Source organism: Fervidobacterium riparium (assembly GCF_025370035.1).
Taxonomy (GTDB): domain Bacteria; phylum Thermotogota; class Thermotogae; order Thermotogales; family Fervidobacteriaceae; genus Fervidobacterium; species Fervidobacterium gondwanense.
This window is the reverse complement of sequence record NZ_CP009277.1, coordinates 1304361-1331096: the sequence shown is the minus strand read 5'-3', so window position 1 is coordinate 1331096 and position 26736 is coordinate 1304361. Positions and strand designations below refer to the sequence as shown.

The following is a 26736-nucleotide window of genomic DNA, read 5'->3' as shown; positions in this document are numbered from 1 at the left end:
TTTTTTCAATAAATATCAGGCACTTTCCACCATTGCACCGAGGAATTGACTTCTGTACATTTCTGCATAAAATCCACCCTTGTGTAAAAGTTCTTCGTGCGTTCCAGTTTCAATTATCTTTCCTTCGTTCATAACAAGTATCATGTCTGCATTCTTTATAGTTGAGAGTCTGTGAGCTATTACAAACGAAGTTCGACCTTTCATCAAATCCCTCATAGCACGTTGGATGTAAATTTCAGTTAAAGTATCTACATTGCTGGTTGCTTCGTCTAAAATGAGTATGTCAGGATTTGCTAAGAAAGCTCTTGCTATTGTGATTAGCTGCTTCTCTCCTTGGGAGATGTTGGCTGTATCCTCACCAATAACCGTATCGTATCCATCTGGAAGCGCGAGTATAAAGTGGTGAGCATGTGCCATCTTTGCAGCATTTATGATCTCTTCTTCTGTTGCTTGTTCCTTACCATAAGTTATGTTCTCTTTTATTGTGCCATTAAATAACCATGTATCTTGCAAAACCATTCCAAAGTGCTTTCTTAGGTTATACTTCTTTATATCTCGTATATCAATTCCATCTACTTTGATACTACCACCTTGAATTTCATAAAATCTCATCAATAAGTTAACAAGCGTTGTCTTTCCTGCCCCAGTTGGTCCCACTATTGCTATCGTTTGCCCACTTTTAACTTCGATGTTTAAGTTTTCGATTAATGGTTTTTCAGGAAGATAACTGAAACGAACAGATTCGAACTGAACTTCGCCTTTTATACTTTCCAACTCTATGGCATTTTCCTTGTCCTGAACCTCTTCTTCCTCTTCAAGAATTTCGAATATCCTTTCCGAAGCGGCTAATGTAGATTGGATCATGTTAACTATGTTCGCTATCTGTACAATTGGTTGATTGAATTGTCTCGAGTACTGTATGAACGCTTGTACATCGCCAACCGTTATGGATTTCTTTGTGACAAGGATACCACCGCCAACAGCAACGATTATATATCCTAAGTTGCCTATAAAGTTCATTACCGGCATGATAATTCCGCTTATGAACTGCGCCTTCTTACTGGCGCTATACAATTGCTCATTGGTCTTCTTGAACTTCTCGAATTCTTCCTCCTCACGCCCATATACCTTAACAGCGATAAATCCGCTGTAGACCTCTTCGACTTGTCCTGTTAACGTACCCAAGAGTTTTTGTTGTTGTGCAAAGAATTTCTGAGAGTGTTTAGCCACAAGTATCGTTACAATAGCGCTCAAAGGAAGTGTTATGAGAGTAAGCAAGGTTAGAGACACATTTATCGTCAGCATCATGTATGTTATACCAGCTATTGTAACAATTCCAGAAATGAACTGTGTTAGACTTTGTTGAAGCGTGTTACTTATCAAATCTACATCGTTTGTAACACGGCTTATGATATCTCCATGTGCTCTTCCATCGTAGAATTTCAAAGGTAGTCTTTGAAGCTTTTCATTTACATCCTCGCGCATCTTCCTAACAATCTTTTGTGTTATTCCTGCCATCAGGTATCCCTGGAAGAAATTGAGGAGTGCTGATATCGAATATAGTATTCCGACAGTCATTAATATATTGAAAATCTTTTCAAAATCCATTTTGGTTTTTAGAAATGCCGAAAGCGGAGTATTTCTAATCATAACTACCCTAAATATTTCCGTCGTTGCTTGTCCGAGAATCTTGGGGGCTCTAATTGTCAATACGGTTGCTGCGATAGTCAATACAAAGACTATTATTAGCCCAATCGTATGTGGTTTCAAGTATTTCATAAGTTTTGACATTGCTTTCTTGAAGTCCTTTGGCTTTTCACCGCCTCTTGCAAAAGCAGGACCACCCGGTCCACCCGGACCTCCAGGCCTCATACGTGTGTTCTGTGGTTTGTTATTCTGCATATTCTTTTCACTCATGGTATCACCTCGTCTCCTCGGTTGACAGCTGAGAATATACTATCTCTCTATATGTTTCGTTATCTCTCATCAATTCATCATGATTGCCAATACCAACTATCTCTCCATCTTTCAGAACTATAATTTGGTCAGCGTTCATAATTGTAGCAACTCGCTGTGCTACGATAATTACTGTTGCATCTTTTGTCTCTTTGAAAAGCCTGAGCCGTATTTTTGCATCAGTCTTGAAATCCAAAGCACTAAATGTATCGTCGAAAAGGTAGATTTTTGGATTTCCAGCTATCGCTCTCGCCAAAGAAATTCTCTGTTTCTGACCTCCAGATAAGTTCAAACCGGCTTGCTCGATATGGTAATTTAAACCTTCCGGATATTTTGAAGCGAATTCTAAAACTTGAGCAATATCTGCTGCTCTTTCAACCATAGTGTCATCTATCCAGTCTCTTCCGAACCGAATATTCTCAAGGATTGTTCCTGTGAATATAACAGGCTTTTGAGTAGCGTATCCGATATTCCTTCTCAGCACTTCAAAAGGTATTTCTTTAACATCAACGCCATCAAGCTTGACGCTCCCGGAAGTTGCGTCGTAAAATCTGGGTATGAGATTTAGAAGGGTTGTCTTTCCTGAACCTGTCGCGCCTATGATCGCGGTTACTTGTCCTGGATATGCTTTAAAAGATATGTTATTTAAAACAGGTTCCTTCGCTCCCGGATATCTAAATGTAACATTTTCGAATTCAACAACGCGCACCAACGAATCGTTAGAATTATTCTTCTTAATTAAGGTACTTTTCTGAGAAAGCTCCGAAGAAATTGGAGAGATTATCTTAGGCTGTACTTTGAGAACCTCTGAAATCCTCTTAGCCGACACAGAAGCTCTTGGAAGAAATATGAAAATTACAGATATCATTATAAATGAAAACATTATCTGCATAACATACTGCATAACAGCCATCATCTGTCCGACTTGGAGAGTGCCGGCATCTATTTGTTTTGCACCAAACCAGATTATTCCGATAGTTGTAAAGTTCATCACAATCATCATATAAGGAAAAAGTATTGAACCAATTCTATTTATCCATAAACTTGTATTTGTAAGGTCGAGATTAGCTTTTTTAAATCTTTCCTTTTCGTATTCTTCTTTGTTGAATGCTCTGATAACCCTAATGCCTGTGACACGTTCGCGAACAATGAGATTCAGCTTGTCAATCTTTTTTTGCATACTTTTAAATAGGGGTGCTATAATCGCAGCAAGTAGACCGAGACCTCCAAGCATTACTGGAAGCGAAAAGGCTAAAATACCAGTTAGTTTTGCGTCCTTGTTTACAGCCATTATGATACCACCAACGGCCATTATCGGTGCCATGACCACCATTCTGAGTATCATTGTTGTAGCCTGTTGCACTTGCATCACATCATTCGTTGTCCGTGTAATAAGTGAGGATGTGCTGAATTTTGACATTTCTTCCATTGAGAACGCTGAAACTTTTTCAAAGACTGAGTTTCTCAAATCTTTACCAAGGCCCATACTGACCACAGAGGAAGTATAACTTGCGATAATTGAACTTAGAACCCCTATGAAAGAGACAAACAACATTTTTCCACCAACGTGCCAAATGTATCCGGTATCCCCCTTTACAATACCTTTGTCAACAATATCCGACATTAGATCGGGCAGATACAGCGATATTACTGCTTGTACAGCAACTAAAAGAACGGTTATTAAAATAAGGTACCAATACTTAAGCACAAACTTCGATATCATGGTTTCACTCTCCCTTATATGAACTGCATGGTTTATCTTGTACTCTGCTAAGGAGGTTAGATTTCATCCTGTTCAAGAGCGTTCTTAATATATTCTTGTCACTTTCCGTGAAATCTGTTAGAACCAATTTTTCAACGTCGAACAAAATATTCCTAAGTCTCTGAATTAGAGCGTTTGCTTTCTCAGTTGGATAAACACGTGAGATTCTTCTATCCTTTTCGTCTTGAACACGGTAGACAAAACCTGCTTTCTCCATTCTTCTCAACATAATTGCAATGGTGCCAGGTTCAACTCCTATAATTTTAGCTATCTCTTTTTGACTCAGGCCAGGGTTTCGTTTGAGCAAGAAGAGTATTGGAATCTGACCGGGGTGAACATTAAATCCCCTTAGAGTTCTCTCATGTACATATTTGTAGACAAGTCTCTGGATAGTGTTTAGGTTCATTAGCACGGTATCTCTTTCAAAAATCTCATCCAATTTTCAACACCTCCTATGTAAGCATTGTATTTCTTTATTATTGAGATGTACTATAATAAGACATATAATTATTAGACGTATAATTATACTATCACGAAATTATTCGATGTCAATAATGATGTTTTGAAAGTACTGAAATCAAATAGAATACTATCTTCAAAGCATTAAAGATTCTAAAAAGGTCGAAGTGTGGTATAATTATAAAAGAAATTCTGCTCCTGGAGGAATGAAGTATAAAGAAGAATTGGGTTAAGAACATTACGGTTTCTCGTGTTTTGTCAATTGCACTACTAATAATATTTGTACTGTCTGTGCTGTTTCTCGGAATTTCGTTAAAAACTCTCCATGGTGCCTTTAAGAGGGTTGAATCAGTAAAGGCGAATTTTGTTGTTGATAATTGCTACAAAAAAGGTATCACGTTAGTTTTTAGAGCAAATTTGAACATTCTGGCAAATGACATTGAACACAATGTCGAGATTATACAACTAAGAATATACAATTCGAATGGTAGATACCTCGGGAGCTGGACTAAAGATGGGGCTGTTCCTGAAGATTTCGTTTTTACAATATCTAATGTTCACTTATTCGATGGAAAAGATAAAATGAAAGGTGAAAGAATAACTATAGACGGTTTTGTTAAAGTGAAATTGAATATTGGCCGTTATGGTATGAGGCTTAATTTGCCAGTGAACGCAGAGGTGAGCATTAGTGAAGAAAAATAAGGCATTTGATGAATTTCAGGCAAATGTGTTAAACGAACTAAATGTTGGAGTGACTGAACAAGATAGGATATTTTCACCCGAGAGAACAGTATACGATACTTACTCACTCAGGCCGAAGTATCTCTCCGAATATATAGGGCAGGAAAACATCAAGGAACGCTTAAAACTCGCTATTTCTGCTTCAAAAATACGAGGGGAACAGTTGGACCACGTTTTATTGGCTGGTCCTCCTGGTTTAGGAAAAACAACGCTTGCGAATGTAATTGCCAACGAGCTTGGAGCAAATATCCACATAACGAGTGGGCCAATTCTTGAAAAGCAAGGGGATTTGGCTGCTATTCTAACAAATTTGGAAAGCGGAGATGTGCTGTTTATAGATGAAATCCACAGGATGAATAGAAGTGTGGAAGAAATACTCTACTCGGCTATGGAAGATTATCAGATTGACATAATGATCGGAAAAGGACCTGCGGCGAGATCTATAAGGGTGGAGTTACAGCCTTTTACTTTGATCGGTGCTACCACCCGGAGCGGACTTTTGACATCTCCTCTTCGAAATAGGTTTGGAATGATATTCGAGATGAGCTTCTACACGGAAAACGAGCTGAAGCTCATAATTACCCGCGCAGCGGGACTTATGGGAGTAACTATCGACGATGAGTCAGCTTTTTTAATAGCTAAGCGGTCCAGAGGAACTCCAAGAATTGCTTTAAGACTGTTAAAAAGAGTTAGAGATTTAAGCACAGTTAGAAATATGACACATATCAATTCACAGATCGTAGGCGAGGTTATGGAACTTTTGAAAATCGATGAATATGGTCTTGATGAGATGGATAGGAAAATTTTGCGGTTGATTATCGATGTTTACAAGGGTGGACCTGTTGGTTTGAAGTCTCTTGCCGCCTCTTTGGGTGTGACCGAAGACACGATAGCGGAAGTCTATGAACCTTTCCTCGTTCAAAGTGGATTTGTTGCAAGGACTGCAAGGGGCAGGATTGCAACAGAAAAAGCCTATAAATACTTTGGAATAAACAATTATGGAGGGTTGTTCAGTGAACCTTGAAGAGCAGATACGCCAAAATTATTCAAACATAATCGAGAATATAAAAATAAGCGCACAAAAAGTTGGCAGAAGTTCTGAAGATATTCGAATCGTTGCCGTTACAAAAACACATCCAGTTGATGCTATCAGAGCAGCGATACAGGCCGGATTAAGTGTCTTTGGAGAGAATTATGCACAGGAACTGCGTGAGAAGGCCGAACTGTTAAAAGGCGAGAATATTGAGTGGCATTTTATTGGTCGAATACAAACTAACAAGTTAAAATACATCGTTCCAGTAGCTACGTTAATTCACTCAGTTTATAGAATTGAGGAAGTTAGAGAAATAGACAAAATCGCAAAGAAATTGTTGAAAATACAAGATATTTTGATTGAAGTAAATGTCTCGGGAGAAGGAACTAAAGGTGGCCTGAAACCTGAGGAAGTTTTTGATTTCTTGAACAACATCCGCCACTATGAAAATATTCGCGTTAAGGGTTTGATGACAATGGCACCATACGTGGATCCAGAAGAGACGAGACCATATTTTAAAAAATTGAGGGAACTGAGGAATGAATTGCTAAAGGAATTTTCAGATATAAGTGAGCTTTCGATGGGGATGACAAATGATTATTGGATTGCAGTTGAAGAGGGGGCTACTATTCTTAGAATTGGAACTGCGATATTCGGAGAGAGAAAATACAAGGGGGAGTGAAAGATGTTTATACTCGGTAATTTTTTCTATGCAGTTGGTGTAGTACTTCGTGTTGCAATAAATTTTGAAGTCACTGTTATTATCATCGCAGCGATATTGAGTTGGATACCGCAGATTTATCAGTTTCGCATTTACCATATTTTAAGAGATTTAGCTGATTTGGTTGAAAAACAAATAAGAAAGATCGTACCACCAATTGGATATATAGATATAACTCCTTTAATTGCGATTTTGTTGCTCATATTTTTGGATAGATTTTTAGCTCAGTCACTTATCGATCTTGGGTGGAGATTAAGGTGAAGATAGGCATCTTTTACCGAACCGACTATTTTAAAGCTGCTGAAGTCGTCTATAGTGCACTTAAAGATGAATTTGAAATATCGTTCTTCAAAGATTCTTCCGAGAATTTTCAGCCTGAAAGCAACGTTAGTGTCGTTCTGTCGGTTGGAGGAGACGGTACGGTACTAAGGACATTGAAGAAAGTTCAATGCCCAGTCTTAGGAATAAAGGCTGGTAGACTGGGATTCTTTTCTGGGTATTTACTAAATGAAATCGATAAGCTTGTTAAGGATTTGAAAAGTTGGAACTTTATCGAAGACAAGCGCTGGGTTTTAAGAATAGAATCTGAAGGTTTGAACTATTTTGCAATTAACGATGCCGTACTCCTAAAAAATGTTGAGCAAAAAATTGTAGATTTCCTTGTGGAAATGAAAGATGGGACATTTTACTATCATGCCGATGGCCTTGTCGTCAGCACTCCAACAGGTTCTTCTGCTTATGCTTTAGCCCTTGGTGGACCTATAATGCTTCCAAATGTCGAGGCTTTCGAAATCACGCCGATTGCTCCCCAGTTTTTGGCGACAAGAAGTTTAGTTATCCCAAGTAGCGAGAAAATACGCATTTCCGCCAACGAACCTGTCAATTTAGTTCTTGATGGAGACATTCTTTTTAGAACAAATGAGATATTCGTGAAGAAATGCACAAGAAACATAGTGCTGTTGCGCCCTAAAACTTACGATTTTTCAACATCTATTAAGGAAAAAATTGGATATGGAAAGCTCATTCTCGGGAATGGGAATCAGGTTTAATTATAAAAAATAGACTGCAAGGTGATATTCATGAAGTGGTTAATGAGAGAGGAGCTTGAAGAACTTAAAAAATTAGTTATGAAACAGGGATGGTATGTAGAAGACCTGCTCCATAACTGCTCTGAAGCGTTTAAGGAACGTGATGCGAATTTAGCACGCGAGATTGAACAAAATTACTGGGATGTCTACAAGAATTACTTAGACATTTTGGAGTTTTCACAGTTGATTTATGGGATGTTTTCGCCGGATAGGCGAGATCTCAGGTTTATCTCAGGATCAGTGGTTATTTCTAAAATACTTCTTGACGTCGCCGATAGAATAAGGGATATATCTGATGATATCGTTAAACTAACGAAAGAACCTGACATAAATCAGAGCATCGCGCTTCCGGACATGTTCAAATTTGCTCAGCGCATGCTGCGCAAATCATTACGAATATACGTAGACCAAAATCTCGAAGGAGCACCCGCTGTATGTTCGCAAGATGCACTTATGGATGAATCGCACGAGAGATTCAGCGATGATGTTATAAAACTAATTCAGGACAACCCGAGGATAATTCGCAGAGGTTTAACACTGATGGACATTTCAAGAGCATTAGAAGAGATTTCTGATTACTCAGTACAGATAATTGAGACAACCCATTATATCATGACTGCTAAGTATTATACGTGCTATAGAGATGAACTCAGGGAATTTTCAATCGATATGTTTAAGAAATTCTGACTTAGACGATTTGACCTTTAGCATACCGAATTCCACAGTGGGGTGAATTGTTTTGAAAACTCTAACAAAATACGTACTCAAACAGTCTTTAAAACCGTTCTTTATGGGGCTCGGCGGTTTCATAGTATTCGTTAGTGTTGAGTGGTTGTACCAGATTTCAGACTACATAATTAGAAACAGAGTTGATATATCAAAATTGTTCCTTTTTGTGTTGTATAATCTTCCTTATTTCACGGTCCTTGGCATTCCAGTTGGGGTTTTGTTTGCTATATTCTGGGTCATCAGTGAAATGTATACCAATAGAGAGATAACAGCAATCCTTGTACACGGCATATCGTCAAAACGTTTAGTAACACCGTTCGTTATTTTATCCATTATACTCGGCTTTTTTGCATGGTTAATGAACGATTACGTTGTTCCCAACGCAAATTATAAATCCTCGCAAGTTTTGAATCAGTACATATTGCAGTCACCGGAAACAGTGGTCAAGACAAACATGTTAGTTGAGTTAGAAAAAGATGTTTATTTCTATGTGAAAGAGTACAACAAACAAGCAGGTGAATTGTCCGACGTCGTGCTTTTTAGGAACGAAGAAGGTAACGAGCAGATTTTGACGTCTAAGAAGGTTATTAAGAAAAGTGATGGATGGTATCTTTTGGATGGAAATATGTACATAGTCGAACTCGAATCTGGTTTTCTCAAATTGGATATGCAGTTCAAGGAAATGAAACTTGACGTGGCTGGCGAGATAGAACAGATGCTAAGAGCTTATAAAACCACGCGCGATAAGACTTCTAAAGAACTTCGTGAGCAACTTGAGACATATAAGAAACTCGGTATTAATACTGCAAGCTTAGTTGTTGAACTTCACCAAAGGTACGCAAATGCTCTTGGATCTTTGGTGATCGTGCTGATAGGCTTACCTCTTTCTCTGCTTTTTGGGTTCACCAGCAGGTCTTGGAGTGTAATATTAACATTCTTGATAGTTGTTCTTTATCAGGGTTCTGGGGCATGGTTATCTGGAATGGGTAAGGAGGGGCTTCTTGATCCAGTTTTAGCGACCTGGCTGCCAAATATATTCTTCTCGATCGTCGGCTTTTTCATGTACATTCTGATGGATACGCCGTTTGCTTATAAGGTACGCGAGATTTTAAACAGGCTCTTCATCATCTTAGCTATCATGACTGTTTTTGGAATGGTTCTCGGTTCAACAGGCTTTGCTGGAGATGTCAAGATAAAAGCTCAATCATTTACCATATCTGAGAGTCACGCGTTTATTGAAGGAAAGATAGTTATTGAATGGGATAGATACAGAATTGAATGCGATGAGGCAACGGCAACACTTTTGGATGGAAAAGTAAAGTCGATACTCGCTGCAGGAAATATAAATTTTTTCGATGGTGATAGAAAGTACGTGGCAAAGTATCTCAATTATGAGTTTGAAACTGAAAGAGGAATAATCTTAAATGCCAGGACTGTCTACAATTACGATTATAAGGGTAAAAAAGTACCTATTTACCTTTCGGGCACATCGATTGAATTGCAGGAAGCAACGGAAAGCAAGAACGAAGTTATAATTGAAGATCCTCAACTTACAACGTGCAACTTAGAGGAACCACATTACGTGATATTATCTGACGAAGTGTACGTGCTTGAAAATAAGTACATCATTGCTAAAAATTCCTTTCTAATAGTTCTCGGTGTTCCCATTTTTCCTTACCCTGTTTTCTTAACCAAACTCGAAGGTACCGCACCATATTCATTTTCTGTAGTCTTTGGAAACACACTTGCCGTAACACAGACTTTTTCGTTCTCAGCAAATAATTGGAACAACACTTTATCTCTAACAACAGATTCAATAACCTTTACGGCAGAGAACTCAAAGAACAAGAGTGAGAAAATTACTTATGATTCAAAGAACGACAGGTTTGAATTTTCCATAATGCCTATAACATATAGATATTCTAAGGGTTCCGTGTACTACAAGCTCGATGGGATTGTTTTTTTAGAAGGCAATTTTATCAATGCATCGAATTATTATCATAAACTTGGGCTCAATTTGCAGTCTCAGAATGTATACTTCAAACCATACTTAATGTACGATGGGAAAACGACAGATTCCATAATATACCTAAATGGCGGAGTTAAGAGCTTGGATCTGAGCATACTTAACGACAACAAATTCTTGCTAAACTTAGACAGTGTTGTTCGTTTACAAACAGACGGTTATCTGACATCACTTGATAAGCCCTGGTCTAATTATTATCAGACAAGATACAGCCTTAATGTCAATAACAATCTCATTAGATATAGCCTGAACCTTGGCGGTGACATAAGGAACAATGGAGAAAACAGAACACTTAATTATACTTATCAACTTCCTTGGAATTCGAGAATTGATCAGCTATCGATAGATTTTCTATACAAATTTAACATTAAGTGGGTTTCTAACATAACTACATCGAAGAACGAGTCTTTTGGGCTTTCTGATAATTATACTTTGAGCTCGAGTTATAACGTTGGTCCGTTTAGAGTGACGGGTTCTTGGGAGCAAACCTATGCTTTTCTTGATGAGCCTACGAGTACTAACAGAAATCTTGTGAGACTTAGTACTTCTATCAATTCAAAAAACATTAGTACTTCTTTAATAAGAAGCTTTGATTTTGTAACTGGTAAACAGCTTCCGGACAATTACACTATTAACTATTCTCAAGATTTTGGTCCAATGAATATCAATGGTTCGATTACCGGAACTTACGATAACGTTAATAAGAAACTCGGGAATGAGAATATCTCAATTAGTACTACATTCAAAGATTTTCAAACAAGTTACACACTCCAGTACACTATAACCCCCGGAAAACCTGTTTCCAACTTTGTGCACAATTTTAAATACTCTAATCTCACCACCACCTTGTACCAAGAGAACGATTTCGTAAAGAGAGCGATTGTATCCGGTTCTTTTGCACTCCTTGACTATTCAGCAAAACTTAGTGCAAACTATTCTGTACAATCCAGAGAGTCTCAACCAAACTACAGTTTTACTTTAAGTCTTGAAAAGAAGGATGAGAAGTATATTCTTTCGTACAACACCGATAACACTAAGAAATATGTCTTCGAGACACAATTAAAAACGCTTGACCCGAACATATCGTTGAAACTAAGATACAATCCTGAAGAAAATAAAATAGAAAGCGGGAACGTCGTTCTGGATAAATCGTTGCACTGCTGGCGGTTAAGCTTTGGCATTGACTTCTCCTATAAGAGCACAAGTTCTGTCTTTGATTATGTAGACAAAGTAACGTTCAAGTTCTACCTTACCGATATACCTGACATTTTCTTCTTTTTGAATCCTAAGGAAGGGCAGTTCCAATTTAGCGGGATGTGATGTGGTATGATGTTTTCCGACTTATCGAGCCAAAAGGGTAAAAATGAACACGGTGGAATGTTTGAGAGGTTTGAGGGTATTGTAAGAAAATACGCTCCCACGGAAGTTTCATTTTTACTTGCTGTTTCAGGCGGTGTGGACTCCATAGTTATGCTTGATTTGTTTATTCGGTTAAAAGCTAAGAGACAGCTGAAAATTGGTGTAGCAACCTTCAACCATAAACTTAGAAAAGAAGCAGATGAAGAAGTTGAATTCGTAAAAAAGTTCTGTGAAGACCATTCCATACCATTCTATACAGCTTGTGCAGATGTAAAAGCTTATGCTTACATTAATAAACTATCCTTAGAAGAAGCAGCAAGGATTTTGAGATACGAATTTCTCCATTCGGTTAAGAACTCTTACGGATACAATTTAATAGCCACAGCACATAATCTGAACGACTTGCTTGAAACAATTATTCTACGTCTTGCAAAGGGAACTGGACCATTTGGCATGGTTGGGCTCAAACCGCTGAGTGGAGAACACCTACGCCCACTTCTCTTTTTTACTCGTGAGGAGATAGAGAGTTACGCGATAGCAAGAAATCTTACTTTCTTTACAGACGCTTCGAATTTTGATGAAAGATACGAGAGAAACTATATAAGGCACCGGATTGTTCCGCTTCTGAGAAAGTTGAACCCATCAATAGAAAGAGCCGCAGAATCCTTAGCGCAAAGCACGTGGAAACTGGATGAATACATTGAGAGCGTAGTAGAAAAGACAGAAAGGTTTCGTACGAACGATCGATTGTTTTTTAAGTTAAGCGAAGATAGATACATTCAGATAGAACAGGTCAGGCGTTTTGCGATGGAGTTTTTCGGTAAACCGCTCGACAGGGAAAAGATAGAAAGATTCGAAAATGCGAAATCAAAATCATTTAAAGTTTCATTCTGGAGAAATTTGGGAATGGAGGTTTCTCACGGATGGGTCATGATGGGTGATATTATTTCGCATGAACGGTTTGAATATACTTTAACAATAGAAAGACATGGTAATGAAACTATATTTTGTCCAAATGAAAAGAGATATTATATCAATGGGTACTTTATAGAATTTATAAACCGTGATATAATGTTACCGTACGGTGTTGACAAAATTGTTCTAATAGTGAGGAATTGGATGGAAGGTGATAGAACGCTGGAAGGGAAGAAGGTAAAGGAAGTGTTCAACGAAAGAAAAGTGCCGACGTTTCTGCGGAGAATGATACCTTTAATTGAGTACAACGACAAAATTGTTTTTATACCGCATATTTACAAATCAAGATTTCTCGATAGTTTAAATATTCAGGTTGTAGTGAAAGGAGGTTTTGGTATTGAATCGTAGCATTGGCTCTATAATCTTTCTGATACTAATAGCTCTCTCGCTGTTTTGGATATACGAAGGATTTGTCAACTCGAAGAGTGCTATTGAAGTCAATATGAGTTATAGTGATTTCGTGAAGCGAATGGGTGATGGAGAAACCGATATCGCGAAAGTTACTATCAAAGACGATGGTAATTTAAGAGTGGAAACGAAAAATGGAAGGCTGTATTCCGTATATGCTCCATGGTTTAGGTATGACATAGAGAAAATTAACAAACTTGTGGAGTACGGAGTAGTGGTAGATGGTGAGAAAAGCGTAGATAGTAGTATTTGGATTAACGTTATTGGAAACGCCGCATTTATTATTCTCACAATCATTTTGTTTGCATTCATCATACGTGGACTTGGTAGAGGAAATAATCAGGCATTTACATTCACCAAGAGCAGAGCCGAGAAGGTAGGTCCTAACAAAATCAAGGTAACATTCAAAGATGTTGCTGGTGTTGATGAAGCAGTTGAGGAACTGAAAGAAACCGTTGATTTCTTGAAAAATCCAGGGAAGTTCTCTAAGATAGGTGCTCGCATGCCAAAGGGTATACTCCTTGTTGGACCTCCGGGAACTGGTAAGACGCTACTTGCTCGTGCCGTTGCCGGTGAAGCAAATGTTCCGTTCTTTCATATAAGCGGTTCAGACTTTGTTGAACTCTTTGTCGGTGTTGGTGCAGCAAGGGTTAGAGATCTATTTGAGCAGGCCAAGTCAAGCGCACCATGCATTGTATTTATAGACGAAATTGATGCGGTTGGAAGGCACAGAGGAGCAGGTCTTGGTGGCGGTCACGATGAAAGAGAGCAGACACTGAACCAATTGCTCGTTGAGATGGATGGATTCGACATCAATCAAGGTATTGTGGTTATGGCTGCAACGAACCGTCCAGATATCTTAGACCCGGCATTACTTAGACCTGGAAGGTTTGACAAAAAAGTGGTTGTAGATCCACCTGATGTGAAAGGTCGGGAGGCAATCCTAAAGATACATTTGAGGAATAAACCTATAGAAAAAGACGTTGATGTTGGCATCCTTGCTAAGAGAACGATAGGATTCGTTGGTGCGGACCTCGAGAATCTAGTCAACGAAGCTGCGCTGCTGGCAGCTCGCGCAGGAAGAAACGTTATAAATATGGAAGATTTTGAAGAGGCAATAGACAGAGTTATCGCAGGACCTGCGAGAAAGTCACGAATCATTTCAGAAAAGCAGAAGAAGATAGTCGCGTACCATGAAGTAGGCCATGCGATAATAGGTTCTTCATTACCTAATGCTGATCCCGTTCACAGGATATCGATTACTCCAAGGGGTTATGCAGCTCTCGGATACACACTACACCTACCAGCCGAAGATAAATATCTGGTGAGTAAGAATGAATTGCTAGACAATATCACAACATTACTCGGTGGTAGAGCAGCAGAAGAGATTGTATTTGGCGATTTCACAAGCGGTGCTGCCAATGATATCGAAAGGGCTACTGAAATAGCCAGAAAGATGGTTTGTGAATATGGTATGAGTGAAAGCTTCGGACCTCTCGCATGGGGAAAGACTGAACAAGAAGTTTTCCTTGGAAAAGAATTAACGAGAATAAGGAATTACAGCGAAGATGTAGCGAAACTAATTGACCATGAGATTCAAAAGATAGTCATGACGTGCTATAACAGGGCAAAAGAAATACTTGAAAATAACAGGGAAAAGATGGAGAAAATAGTCAACATACTCCTTGAAAGAGAAGTAATGAGTGGAGAAGAACTGAGGGCTTTGCTTAACGGTGGAACAGAATCCCTTGAAACTGTTTAAACTGTCTAAGGACTGCTCTCTATTAATGTTCTTAAATTTAGGGGGGATCGTATGAAAGACTTATCGAACATTTTAGGATTAAACAAGTCTGTTGAACTCAATACAAACGAGAGTATGGTGTGGGAAGAGGAAGAAGAATTATCATACCTACATCTCGTGTCGACTTCGTCACTCTTGAAAGAGGTAAGCCACGTTACGTACGAATTTCTTGGAGCTTACATTGACGAAGAAGAAACTTCTGTTGTAACAGACGCTGAAATTAGTCACCTCAAACCTGTCGTTGTTGGAGAAAATTTGATAATTGGAGCTCGCATCACAGATATAGTAGGTAATCGTGTCTTATTTAAATTCGTCGTAATGAGAGAATCCGAAAAAATCGCCGAGGGAACTTTGACACGCGTAGTGGTTTCCAAGAACTATTTGAAAAGAAAAGCCGTTGAGAATTTCTAAACCTGAGGTGAACAGAGTTTAATGCGCAGACCGAGAGACTCTGAATCGTTTAAAGAATATAACTTTGTTCTTAATTATCAAAAATCAGAAGCTGAAATTTTTAAGCTAAAGGGCAACCTTCAGAAGGTTGCCCTTATTTTCCCGAACAGTTATAAAATAGCGAGTGGATCTTTAGCTTGGAGTTGGATACAGAACCTCCTAACGAAAAACAACCTAAATGTTCAGCGTTTTTTTTATGAAGACTGGTTCAGTAAATTCTATTCCCTTGAGGAACAAGTTCCTATCGACGAATTTCAAATCTGGTTATTCACATTCCAATTTGAAAATGATTTGATAAACATAGCAAGAATGTTGAAAAAGAAGGGGATTCCATTGTCTTTCCAGCAAAGAGAGTCTTACCATCCCATCATCATAATTGGTGGTCCAGTAACGCTGTTTAATCATAGGATTGTGGAAGACATTGCTGATTTTGTGTTTATAGGTGATCTTGAATGTTGTTCAAATCAGTTTTCCGAAGCTTTATCTTTGGACAACAAAGAAGAAATAGAGAACAATCTTCTGAAGATACCACAGATATATTCGAAGAAATACAGAAAAACGAATTATGAAAACTGCATCGGAAATCTATCGCCTATACCTATGGCACATTATATAACCCCGCATTCGCCTTTCAAAAATAAGCTTCTGATAGAAATCGGAAGGGGATGTATAAGAAGGTGCGCGTTTTGTGTTACTGGATATACGAAAAAGCCTGTGAAATTTGCGAAGTTGGATGATTTTATTGAAACACTTGACAGGTTTAAACATCACGAATTTGGTTTGATAAGCGCAACTATAACGGATTACCCATACCTTGATGAACTTCTGGACTATATAGAAAACAATGAAATAAGATTCTCTGTTTCATCGATGAGGGTGGACAAAGTGAATGAAAAACTTCTAAAACTCCTTAGAATCACCGACCACCATTCATTCACAGTAGCACCGGAGGGCATTTCACAAAAGATGCGGGACATAATGTTAAAGGACTTATCAACAGAGCAGATAGTCAAAGGTCTTGAGATAGGAAGGAAAGTAGGCTTTGAAAACGTTAAGTTTTACTATATTATTGGTCTGGAGGAGGAAACTGAGGAAGATTACAAAGAGCTGATAGAATTCTTGAACCAAGTGTTGAAATTGGGGTACAAAGAAGTCAGTGTCAGCATTAATCCTTTGGTTCCGAAGCTCTCTACACCGTTTGCTAATAGAAAAATGATAGACAAGAAAGAATACGAAAAACGTACAGCGTATATAAAAAAGAGCGTACCGAAAGGTGTCAAGCTAAACTTCGAAAGTTATAAGTCCATGAAAATTCAGTATGAAATATCTCACTTGAATGGAAACGAAAGCATACGATATGTTCAGGAGAAGTTTGAAGAATAGATTTATATCGCCATAAACAAAAAACGCGGAGCTTACGCTCCGCATTTATTAATCGATGTACAAAAGTTAATTATCTTCATCTTGTTCTTTCTTTCTCTTTTTTCTTTCTCTCAAGAACAAAGAAACAAGCGTAAGAACTGTGAAAATCAGCAAAGCTAAATTCATATAAAATTCGACAGGTTTTGGGCTTATTCCCAAATAATATATAAAAACTATGATTTCAAGTATAAAAGCCCATGTAAAGATTGTTAAGATGCCCTTTGTAAACATAATCACAGCCCTTCCAATTTTCTGTATAGTTTTGGTATACTCTCAACAAGCAGTTTCGAATATTCATGTTGTGGTTCCAAAACGACTTTATCAGGATGGCCTCTGTCTACTATTTCACCATCTTTCATAACAAATATATTGTCAGAAACGTAGTAAGCAAGTCCAAGGTCATGGGTTATGAAAATGATAGATGTTCCTTGCTCGTCTCTTAACTTTTCGAAGAGCTGTATTATTCCTCCTCTACTGGAAGCATCTATCATCGATGTTGGTTCATCTGCTACTATCATTAATGGTCTCAAAATCCAACATCTTGCAATCATAATTCTTTGCTTTTGACCACCGGACACCTGATGAGGATACTTTCCAAGTATATCTTTCGGATCTATACCAACTTTAAATAGAGAATCCTTTATTATTTCAAGAGCTTCCTTTTTGTTTGAAGGCTTCTTTTCTAAAAGATTTATTGCTTGCCAAAGTGGCCTTTCCACCGGATAAAACGGGTTGTAACTTGCGAATGGATCTTGAAAAACAGCATGGACCTTTCTTCTAAAGGTCTTAAAATCCTCCTGAGTTTTCAAATCTTTCCATATATCTTTTCCTTCGAACATAATCTTTCCTGAGGTTGGTTGTATAAGTCTTAATAACATTTTTGCTGTTGTAGTCTTTCCTGATCCACTCTCACCAACTAATGACACTATCTCTTTTTCCTTGACTGTAAACGATACGCTTTTAACGGCATTAACATGTCGCTTTGCTATAAAACCTAATGAAAATGTTTTAGTCAAATTTTCAACAACGAGTCTACTCATACTCTCTCCTCCTGAAAGAGAAAACAGGCAACTTGTCTATCCTTTTCCACCTCTATCAATTTTGGTTCCTTTTGTTTACATATTTCCATTGCGTGTGGACATCTTGGTTGAAATCTACACCCACTCGGCGGGTTTATCAAGTTAGCAGGTGCGCCAGGAATTACGCTAATGCCTCTTTCCCTTACTTCTGGTTCTGGTGTTAAAACGGATTCAAAGAGGCCTTTAGTGTAAGGATGCAATGGCTTCTCTAACATCTTCTCCATATTCGAGAACTCAACTATCTTACCTGCATACATAACGAGCATTCTGTCTGCTATCTGTCTGATTGTTGCTATATCGTGTGTTATGAACATGATACTCTTTACAATACCTTTTCTCTTGAGATCCATTAAGACCTGTAGGAGAACTTTTTGATTGACAACATCGAGTGCGGAAGTTGGTTCATCAGCAACTAACAACTTCGGGTTCAAAAGCGTTGCAATCGCTATAACGGCACGCTGTCTCATTCCTCCACTAAGTTCAAACGGATATCTTCTTAGCCATTCAGGTTTGAGACCTACTTGTTCAAACCTTTCCTCGGCTTTCTTCAAAAGTTCTTTTTCATCAATTCCATGTGACTGTGCGAGGTGCTCAACATATTTTGACATTCTAATAGTTGGCATCAGAGCGTTCATCGCACTCTGAGGTATTATGGTTATGTCGCTTCCCCAGAATCTTCTCTTAACTTCATCACGTGACATAGCTGATATTTCTTCAAATTTGCCATCCGTTTTCAAGAAAACTTTTCCGTCTATCAACCTCAAAGGTTTTAGCATATTCATGAAAACAAGGTTTGAAAGCGTTGTCTTACCAGAACCTGATTCCCCAACTATACCAACAACCTCGTCTTCGTATATCTCAAATGAAACACTATCAACGGCCTTTACGGTTGCTTGTTCCAAAACATAGTAAGCCCTAGCATTCTCGACTTTTAAAAGTACGTCTTTCACGATTATTCCTCCCTTAAACGTGGGTTAAAGACCTCATCCATTGTCGTGCTGATAACCATCAACGAAGCTGTGACAGCGACAATGACGATTCCCGGTGGTACAAACCACCACCACATTCCTCTCCTCATCGATTCCATTAACACTGCCCACTGTAGCATCAAACCTAAGGATATTCCGCGTGTTGGGCCAAGACCTATTAAACTCAATCCAGCTTCACCCATTATTCCACCGTTTATGAAAAGCACGAACGACATAAATGCGTACGTAGCAATGGTTGGTAGTAAGTCCTCAATTATTAATCTGAGATCGGAATATCCCGCCATAACTGATAAATAAACATATTCTCGTGACATAACACTCATCAACTGAGCTCTTATCGCCCTCGCGAACCAAGGCCATTGGAAGAGTCCCAATATGACAGCGACGACCTCCAAACTTCTTACGTTTAAATAACTTGCTATAAGAATAGCTATAAGTACCGACGGTGTAGTTAAGACAATGTTCGTTAAGGATGTTAATACATCGTCTACAATCCCTCTTTTTACAGCAGACAGACTTCCTATCAACGCCCCAATGATCAGCGAAATAATAGCGGCAAGAAAACCTATATAGAGTGAAGATCTAATTCCATGTAGGAGTTGTGCCAAGATATCTCTTCCATATGTGTCTGTACCCAATGGATGGTTAGCAGACGGTGGTTGCTCTCTATCCCAACTCATTTCCATAGGATCAACTGTGTAAAAAATGGGACCAAAAATTCCTAGAAATAGGAAGATGAGGAATATTGATATACCTACCAGAAACTTCTTATTCTTGAATAATGGTCTTATCATCGTCGCAAGCATAATCATTCCCCCTGACCAAGTCTTATCCTTGGATCTATTAACGCATACATAAAGTCCATGATGAAGTTAGCCAGATATATTGAAGCGATGAGTATTATAAACACACCTTGTATCATTGGAAAATCAAGAGTTGTTAGTGCTTTAAACAAGAGATAACCTGTTCCAGGATAGTTAAAAACAATTTCCGTAATCAATGCTCCTCCCAAAACTCCACCTAAACTTAACGCAAGTCCAGTAATTTGCGGTAGGATTGAATTTTTGAAAGCGTATTTGAATATTCTTTTCTCGCTCATTCCGAGGTATTCAGAGAATAGTGCGTAATCGCTTCCGAGTTCGTTTACGACCATAACCCTCATTCCTATTGCCCAGCCTCCCATGGCTGAGATAACTATCGACGCAAATGGCATTATATAATGTTTCAAAGCATCCAAGAAAAAGTTCAAGCTGAAACTTGGAATCGTTCCTTGTGAATAAGCACCCTGCACTGGTAACCATCCTAATTTTACACCGAATAAGAATATAAATAACATTCCGAGCCAATAATAAGGGATTTGAGAAATTATCATCGAGGATGTAAGAACCCACCTATCTACCCAGGTATTTCTCCTGTATGCTGCTATAGCACCAAGCATATTTCCAAGCCACCAAGCAACTAAAGTTGCTGGCAAAAGTAAAATAAGGGTCCAAGGTATTACTGGAATAATCAAGTCAAGTACCTTTCTCGGATAGTACGTTATCGAGGTTCCGAGGTCACCTTTCAACGCACGACCCACAAATTCGAAATACTGTACAACTACAGGTTTACCTACGCCGAACTGCTCCATTAATGTCTTTTCAGCAGCTCTTATTGCTTCAGGGTTTGCCTGTGCAACCTGAGAAAGATTGGCAAGAAGCTGGGCAAGTGGGTTTCCTGGAATTGCTCGAGGAAGGATAAAAACGATGGTTGTTGCAACGATGTAAGTTACAAGTAAGAATAAAAATCTTCTTAACAAAAACCTTAACATATTTTTCGACTTCATTCTACCACTCCTTGCATTTTTTATGTAATTCCGTAAGCGGTCCCCATTCAAATGGGGACCGCATCAGAAAGTAAAAACAGGTAAGTATTTCTCAATTATTTCTTAGCTTTGCTAAGGTCGTCGAATACCTTAGAAGTTGGAATACCAAGTCCGCCTTCTTCGGTTGTTCCTAACCATTTTGGAACTGGTTGAGGACTCTTAACAGAGGAGATCCCGAATAGTGTTGGTAGCGCATCTGCATGCCATGGTGCTGGTCTAAACCAGTACGGATTATCTTCACTTGGCCAGTTTCTCCAATACTTTGTCGAATAATTGTACCAGTGAGCTGTGTAGAATGCAGGTATGCTTGGCATATCTTTATAGATCATTTCTTGCAGTCTGAAATAAGCGTTCTTCCTGACGTTCGAATCGAGAGAGGAAACTGCACTGTCCAATAGTTTTACTACTTCGTCGTTGTCGTATCTCTGCCAGTCTCCTGCCCATGTAACCTCGCCAACTGGTGCAGAAAGCCTCTTATCAAGTGCGAATCTGTAAATGTTGAATGGGTGATCAAAGCTTGGTCCAACGCTCCAAGAGATTATTATATCAAACGTTCCCTTTGTCATTCTATCTGCCCAGACGGAGAAATCTGGGAATTCAGTTCTAACTTCAATACCTACCTTTTTCAGGCTGAGTGCTATCATTTCACACATCATCATCCAATCAGACCAACCGTAAGGAACTGATATCGTGTAAGAAAGCTTCTTGCCATCCGGTGTTACCCTTATGCCATCTTTTCCTAATTTGTAACCTGCTTCGTCGAGTATCTTGTTTGCCTTTTCAATATCGTATGGAATTCTACCATCGCTTGTTCCAAAAGTCTTCTTCGCAAGATCATAGTTTATGTATTGCCTATTTGGTTTGAACAAATCAATGACAAACGAAGGATGTGCCTGACTGCCGTAGCCGAAGTATGCCTTTTCGAGCATATCTTCATATGGTATAGCATAAGCGATAGCCTTTCTAACTGCTGGATCAGAAAGTCCAGGTTTTGTGTTATTTAAGTAGACAAAACCAACACCGTCTGGTAGGAAGTATGGTTTCGATTTATACCATGTTCCAATTGGGAGATTCTTCTTTTGCCACATTTCCCAGATGTTTGGTATGAACAATCCAGCCCAGTCTACATCTCCTCTTTCAATAGCCAAACTTGCACTTGGATTATCTTTGTAAATTACATGTGCAATGTATTTTGGCCTTGGCAGTCCAAAAATACCCTTACCCCACCAATCTTCAACCCTCTGATAGACAACAATATCAGGTGCGTAGAAGTAGAGCTTGTAAGGTCCAGAGACAACTTGCTCAGATGGTTTGTCGTTTATCCAGTCTTGTATGTTTATCTTCTTTGCTTCGAGAGCCGTATAAACGTGCTTTGGCATTGGTTGAGCTCCAAGAGCGTATGACAAGAACTGGAAGTAGTTCAGTGGCTTTGTCTTTGCCTTGAATTCAACAACTTTTGTTCCAAGGCGTGTTATTGAGTCTATGTAGTTCTCCCAGCCTGCTCCTGGTCCAATACCAAGTTTCTTTGTAAGTTCAAAAGCGTAAACAAAATCATCTGCTGTTATCTGCCTTCCATCGCTCCACTTTGCTTCAGGCCTTATGTAGATCCTCAGTGTTGTACTGTTGACAAATTCGTACTTTTCTGCAATGAGAGGAATCCAAGCATCTCTTCCAAGGTCGTACTGAAAAGCCGGTATGTACATAAATTGGTCAGTACCCCATGTTGACTGTGGCGCATAGAGGTTCCATGTCGTTGCTGGTCCCCATAGAGCACCAGCAATGTAAACTGTTTCCTCACGCGGGAAAGACACCGCTGCAAACGTTAAAGAGAGAACAAATAACAAAACCAAGAACGTACCTAACTTCCTCATACTCACACCTCCTGATAGTAAAGTTGGGTAGTCATCAATCAAAAGACCTCAAAAAATCCTCGAGAACTAAAACATTTGCATCAACAAGCGAGGGCGGAACTTCTTTGAAAACAGTATCGCGTATGTTCACATCAAAAATCTTATCTGCTCCAATAATTTGATTCAATCGATCATTTATCTCTGATGAAAACGTTTCATATATATCGTTTATTAGTCCGCCAAAAACAATGACATCGGGATTCAAAAGATAACCCATATTCCTTACGGTTAAAGCCAGTTGGTGAATAAAATCATCTACTACGTGTTTAACACCAGGGTACCCTTCATACCACAGTTTTTTCATGTATTCAAACTTATCTTTCAGCGATGCGTTTCGATGAAAGGTAGGACTTTCTATTCTGTCTAAAATTTTTGATAATGAAAGTAATTTCTCGAGCTCAGTATTGCTAACACTCAACTCCACATGTCCAATTTCGCCTGCTATAGAATTCTTTCCCCTAACAATATCACCGTTTACAGCGATAGAGCCGCCTATACCTTCACCAAAGTACAGGAAAAACGCAACCTTAGATTCTCTGACATCATTTGAGAAAAACAATTCGGCAAGCAAAGAAAGGTTTGCATCATTCTCGGCAAGTACCTCTAAACCCATCTCTTTAAATTCCCTTTGAAGATTCAAATCTTTCCAGTCTAAATTAGGAGCACAGATTAGGAGCTTTCTCTTATAGTCAACCATTCCAGGTAGAGAGAAAACAACTTTCGTAATATTGCTATTGATTCTGTAATTCTTTTGAATTCTATAAAACGTGTCAAGCACAATTCTCTTAAACTCTCCAAAATTGTCGGGTGTTAAAAAGTTTTCCACAATTCTCCAAGACCCATCAAGAAAACCGACAGCTACAATTGTTTCCTTGACTTCCACGTTGTATATCACCGATGTTATGAAAGAAGTTGTAGGGGCATAGACTAAAGATTTCCTACCTCTGCCAGACGAAGTATTCTTAACCTCAATAAGGTTCTCGGATTCAAGCTCACCCATTAATCTCCAGATTGCACTTAAAGCAAGTCCAGTTTTATGAGCTATTTCGCTCCTCGTGGCATGCCCTTTCTCCATTAGGTACCTCATTACCATCTTTTTGTTCTTTCTTTTCATAGATACGGGATTAAGCTTCTTGTTTACCATATGCTCCCCCTACAGAATTAATTCTTTCTCAGAAAAAATCACTTATATTATATAAGACAAAGGCGGATAAAAGAAACACTATGATACTGAATATATTTGAAGCAATAATGACTTACAAGAGAATTATTTATTATTCTAAGTGAGAAAGAAATATTCTATTGTTATTCAAATGTTTAATGAAACTTGTTTCAATTTTCAAAGCATACAAATTAGGAAGATGCATTTTTCACTCTTATGTAGAAAAAGATGGAAAACTCATCTTTTTATTGGAATTATGATGAATGACGAATTTCTCTTCTGTGTTCTAATATATACTATAGGGCTTGTGTGGTCCGAATTTAATGCTGTACACTTCAGCGAATTGAGAAAAGTTCAGAAAATAAACAAAAAGGCACAGCTAAGCTGTGCCAGATTGTTATAATTATCATATATTTTGTCGTTGCCTTGCCATACTTCCTATACTTTCCCTAACTTCATACTGAATATTCCCGTAGCAAGAATGATAGCCGTTTCAAATCTTAGGATCTTTTTTCCAAGACATATGCTTTTAAACTTTTTTTTCAATATTGAAAGCTCTTTTTGGGAGAATCCTCCTTCAGGTCCTGCAATTAATCCAATGTTCTTTGAAATCCTTTTCGGGATCTTTCTACCTTTGAAATCTAAAATATACGTACTCTCCGGTGCTAAGGAGAAAATATCAAGAAATTCGACAGGTTTAATTACTGGAAAATGATATCTCACGCATTGTTTAGAAGCCTCTCTTACAATCAGTTCCAGCTTTTCAATTTTATCATCGTAATGCCTTGATGCACGATCATTGTTAAAGACGTATATCTCGTCTACCCCGAGTTCTACAGCCTTTTCAATGGTCCATCTGAGTCGTTCCCAACGTCCAGATGGTGCAAATAAGACAAGTCTTCCTTCCGTATTTGGAACAAAATCATAGCTGATAACTGTTCCATAAGCCGAATTTCTGTCTATTTTTTTCACTACAACTTTATACTTACCACCATTACCGTCAGTTGCCTCAATAACTTCCCCCTCTTTAACACGAGTGACTTTCATGTGTGTTACCTCGTGCTCATCGAAATGAACAACATCTTCCTTTGGCATACAATAGAATAGATTTGGCAATTTACACTCCCCCAAAAATACCGCCCTTGCACAACTTCGTAATTTAAAGGCAGGTACAAGGGCGGTAGTGATTTATATATGTTCTAAAAAGTCAACAATTTTAAAGGCAGGACGAAATAATTCGAAATTACCAGTGGAGAAGCTCCTTCTCAGTGTCCTTATCGAATATGTTCATAGTTGTCATGTCGAAGACGAGATCAATTTTTTGTCCTTCCTTAGCTTGGCTCTTTGCATTAACTCTTGCTACAAGTCTATCATCGCCGGCCACTACGTGAAGTAATGTTTCACTGCCAAGCGGTTCAACAACATCGACAGTAACTTCCGCCGTGTTTTCAGGTTTCGGAGCGATTGCAAACATCTTATCGTATATGTTTTCAGGCCTGATTCCGAAGACTATATCTTTGTCAATATAATTTGCTAACTTGTCTTCATATTCTGCAGGTACTTTCAGTTTTAGACCACTTGTTTTAACCCAGAGCCCACCTTCCCCTCTTATGATCTTTCCATTGAGGAAGTTCATAGAAGGACTTCCAATAAAACCGGCAACAAAAATGTTAGCTGGTCTGTTGTAAACTTCATACGGACTTCCTATCTGTTGGATAACACCGTCTTTCATGATTACAATTTTGTCAGCCATTGTCATAGCTTCGACCTGGTCGTGTGTAACGTAAACAATTGTTGCCTCAAGCCTCATGTGCAATTTCTTGAGTTCAGCCCTCATCTGCACACGAAGCTTAGCGTCAAGGTTGGATAGTGGTTCATCAAACAAGAATACCTTTGGGTTTCTAACAATTGCCCTACCGACAGCAACTCTTTGCCTTTGACCACCTGAAAGTTGTCTTGGCTTTCTATCAAGAAGGTGTTCAATTTCCAAAATTCTCGCTGCTTCTCTTACACGTTTTTCGATCTCATCTTTTGGTACTTTTCTGAGCTTCAAACCAAATGCCATGTTTTCGTAAACAGTCATATGTGGATACAACGCATAGTTCTGGAAAACGAAAGCGATATCTCTATCTTTCGGTTCAACATCATTGACTATGCGATTATCAATCTTTATAGTACCCTTAGTTATTTCTTCAAGACCAGCTATCATTCTGAGTGTTGTTGTTTTACCACAGCCTGATGGTCCAAGCAGAACCACGAATTCTTTGTCCTCAACCGTGAAGTTTGCATCTTTTACAGCTTCAACCTTACCTTCGTAAATCTTCCATACGTGTTCGAGCAAAACCTGTGCCATACTTACTCACCCTCCTCATCAGTTTCAGATTCAAAAATTTCCTCCAATTTTAAATCTTTGAAAAGCGAAGGATCACCTAAATCCAACAAATACAAATCCCACACCCTTTCCATAAATTCCATGATCTTTTTGTATTTATCAAAAGAGATTACAACCGATGTGGGTTTGCCATTCTTCGTAACAATAATATCAAAATTCAAGGAATCATCAACAACTTTCGAAAACTTTGCCTTAGCCTCAGCCAACGAGAGAAATTCTTGCTTAGTTCTCATATCTGTTTACCTCCTGACTATAATTATAGTCAAAAAAAGACAAGTATGGTTGCAGGTAGTAAAAAGTTACATAAATGTTACCAATAAGAAATATCGCTGAGGAGGAAGAGGAGTAAAATTATGATAGAAATTTGACTGAACGGTCAATAAATTTCCAAAGATATAAAGATACTCAAG

At 38.5% G+C, this 26736-nt stretch carries 24 protein-coding genes; 11 read left to right on the top strand and 13 right to left on the bottom strand.

The window, feature by feature from the left end:
* Positions 1 to 15 precede the first annotated feature (15 nt).
* The 3 genes from IB67_RS06155 to IB67_RS06145 are packed head-to-tail and all read right to left on the bottom strand — an operon-like array spanning position 16 to position 4157.
* Positions 16 to 1917 carry an ABC transporter ATP-binding protein gene (locus tag IB67_RS06155; RefSeq protein WP_084634353.1) on the bottom strand — a complete coding sequence of 634 codons (1902 nt, stop codon included), beginning with the start codon at positions 1915 to 1917 and terminating at the stop codon, positions 16 to 18.
* 4 nt (positions 1918 to 1921) lie between these two features.
* A complete protein-coding gene (locus tag IB67_RS06150) occupies positions 1922 to 3679 on the bottom strand; it encodes an ABC transporter ATP-binding protein (protein ID WP_072758674.1) in 1758 nt (585 codons plus the stop codon).
* Between the two features lie 4 nt (positions 3680 to 3683).
* Complete coding sequence (locus tag IB67_RS06145; protein WP_084634354.1) at positions 3684 to 4157, bottom strand: MarR family winged helix-turn-helix transcriptional regulator; 474 nt, start codon at positions 4155 to 4157, stop codon at positions 3684 to 3686.
* 275 nt (positions 4158 to 4432) lie between these two features.
* Between IB67_RS06145 and IB67_RS06140 the strand changes: the two genes are divergently transcribed.
* The 11 genes from IB67_RS06140 to IB67_RS06090 all read left to right on the top strand — a co-directional run bounded on the left by IB67_RS06140 (position 4433) and on the right by IB67_RS06090 (position 16891).
* Complete coding sequence (locus IB67_RS06140; protein ID WP_072758676.1) at positions 4433 to 4879, top strand: hypothetical protein; 447 nt, start codon at positions 4433 to 4435, stop codon at positions 4877 to 4879.
* Between the two features lie 67 nt (positions 4880 to 4946).
* A complete protein-coding gene (ruvB, locus tag IB67_RS06135; protein ID WP_245789516.1) occupies positions 4947 to 5942 on the top strand; it encodes a Holliday junction branch migration DNA helicase RuvB in 996 nt (331 codons plus the stop codon).
* Entirely contained in the window at positions 5932 to 6633 is a 702-nt protein-coding gene (locus tag IB67_RS06130) for a YggS family pyridoxal phosphate-dependent enzyme (RefSeq protein WP_245789508.1), read from the top strand. The genes ruvB and IB67_RS06130 overlap by 11 nt, the downstream gene beginning before the upstream one ends.
* A 3-nt stretch (positions 6634 to 6636) precedes the next feature.
* Positions 6637 to 6933 (top strand): YggT family protein, encoded by a 297-nt coding sequence (locus IB67_RS06125; protein ID WP_498875184.1) that lies wholly within the window; start codon positions 6637 to 6639, stop codon positions 6931 to 6933.
* Positions 6930 to 7721, top strand: a complete 792-nt coding sequence (locus IB67_RS06120; protein WP_072758682.1) for an NAD(+) kinase — start codon at positions 6930 to 6932, stop codon at positions 7719 to 7721. The genes IB67_RS06125 and IB67_RS06120 overlap by 4 nt, the downstream gene beginning before the upstream one ends.
* 30 nt (positions 7722 to 7751) lie before the next feature.
* A complete protein-coding gene (locus IB67_RS06115) occupies positions 7752 to 8447 on the top strand; it encodes a phosphate signaling complex PhoU family protein (RefSeq protein ID WP_072758684.1) in 696 nt (231 codons plus the stop codon).
* Between the two features lie 52 nt (positions 8448 to 8499).
* Entirely contained in the window at positions 8500 to 11835 is a 3336-nt protein-coding gene (locus IB67_RS06110) for a YjgP/YjgQ family permease (RefSeq protein ID WP_339746877.1), read from the top strand.
* Between the two features lie 6 nt (positions 11836 to 11841).
* The gene (gene tilS, locus IB67_RS06105) at positions 11842 to 13197 is read left to right on the top strand and encodes a tRNA lysidine(34) synthetase TilS (RefSeq protein ID WP_084634356.1); all 1356 of its coding nucleotides are present in this window, start codon (positions 11842 to 11844) and stop codon (positions 13195 to 13197) included.
* A complete protein-coding gene (gene ftsH, locus IB67_RS06100) occupies positions 13187 to 15019 on the top strand; it encodes an ATP-dependent zinc metalloprotease FtsH (RefSeq protein WP_072758688.1) in 1833 nt (610 codons plus the stop codon). Before tilS ends, ftsH begins: the two co-directional genes overlap by 11 nt.
* Before the next feature lie 51 nt (positions 15020 to 15070).
* Complete coding sequence (locus IB67_RS06095) at positions 15071 to 15469, top strand: thioesterase family protein (protein WP_072759878.1); 399 nt, start codon at positions 15071 to 15073, stop codon at positions 15467 to 15469.
* A 21-nt stretch (positions 15470 to 15490) separates the two neighbouring features.
* Complete coding sequence (locus IB67_RS06090; protein ID WP_072759876.1) at positions 15491 to 16891, top strand: B12-binding domain-containing radical SAM protein; 1401 nt, start codon at positions 15491 to 15493, stop codon at positions 16889 to 16891.
* A gap of 66 nt (positions 16892 to 16957) precedes the next feature.
* Here IB67_RS06090 and IB67_RS06085 read toward each other — a convergent pair whose 3' ends face one another.
* From IB67_RS06085 to IB67_RS06040, 10 genes are all read right to left on the bottom strand, one after another.
* Positions 16958 to 17161, bottom strand: coding sequence for a TM0026 family membrane protein (locus IB67_RS06085; protein WP_072759874.1), 204 nt, complete (start codon positions 17159 to 17161; stop codon positions 16958 to 16960).
* 2 nt (positions 17162 to 17163) lie between these two features.
* Positions 17164 to 17970, bottom strand: a complete 807-nt coding sequence (locus IB67_RS06080) for an ABC transporter ATP-binding protein (RefSeq protein ID WP_072759872.1) — start codon at positions 17968 to 17970, stop codon at positions 17164 to 17166.
* Positions 17967 to 18959 (bottom strand): ABC transporter ATP-binding protein, encoded by a 993-nt coding sequence (locus IB67_RS06075; RefSeq protein WP_072759870.1) that lies wholly within the window; start codon positions 18957 to 18959, stop codon positions 17967 to 17969. The genes IB67_RS06080 and IB67_RS06075 overlap by 4 nt, the downstream gene beginning before the upstream one ends.
* Positions 18960 to 18961: 2 nt before the next feature.
* The gene (locus IB67_RS06070; protein ID WP_072759868.1) at positions 18962 to 19804 is read right to left on the bottom strand and encodes an ABC transporter permease; all 843 of its coding nucleotides are present in this window, start codon (positions 19802 to 19804) and stop codon (positions 18962 to 18964) included.
* A 2-nt stretch (positions 19805 to 19806) separates the two neighbouring features.
* Positions 19807 to 20823 carry an ABC transporter permease gene (locus IB67_RS06065; protein WP_072759866.1) on the bottom strand — a complete coding sequence of 339 codons (1017 nt, stop codon included), beginning with the start codon at positions 20821 to 20823 and terminating at the stop codon, positions 19807 to 19809.
* Between the two features lie 95 nt (positions 20824 to 20918).
* Positions 20919 to 22733, bottom strand: a complete 1815-nt coding sequence (locus IB67_RS06060; protein ID WP_424695390.1) for an ABC transporter substrate-binding protein — start codon at positions 22731 to 22733, stop codon at positions 20919 to 20921.
* Positions 22734 to 22767: 34 nt separating this feature from the next.
* Positions 22768 to 23916, bottom strand: a complete 1149-nt coding sequence (locus IB67_RS06055; RefSeq protein ID WP_498875183.1) for an ROK family transcriptional regulator — start codon at positions 23914 to 23916, stop codon at positions 22768 to 22770.
* Between the two features lie 456 nt (positions 23917 to 24372).
* Positions 24373 to 25050, bottom strand: a complete 678-nt coding sequence (locus tag IB67_RS06050) for a 16S rRNA (uracil(1498)-N(3))-methyltransferase (RefSeq protein ID WP_072759858.1) — start codon at positions 25048 to 25050, stop codon at positions 24373 to 24375.
* Between the two features lie 127 nt (positions 25051 to 25177).
* The gene (locus IB67_RS06045; protein ID WP_072759856.1) at positions 25178 to 26287 is read right to left on the bottom strand and encodes an ABC transporter ATP-binding protein; all 1110 of its coding nucleotides are present in this window, start codon (positions 26285 to 26287) and stop codon (positions 25178 to 25180) included.
* Between the two features lie 2 nt (positions 26288 to 26289).
* Positions 26290 to 26559 carry a type II toxin-antitoxin system Phd/YefM family antitoxin gene (locus tag IB67_RS06040; RefSeq protein ID WP_072759854.1) on the bottom strand — a complete coding sequence of 90 codons (270 nt, stop codon included), beginning with the start codon at positions 26557 to 26559 and terminating at the stop codon, positions 26290 to 26292.
* Positions 26560 to 26736: the final 177 nt, after the last annotated feature.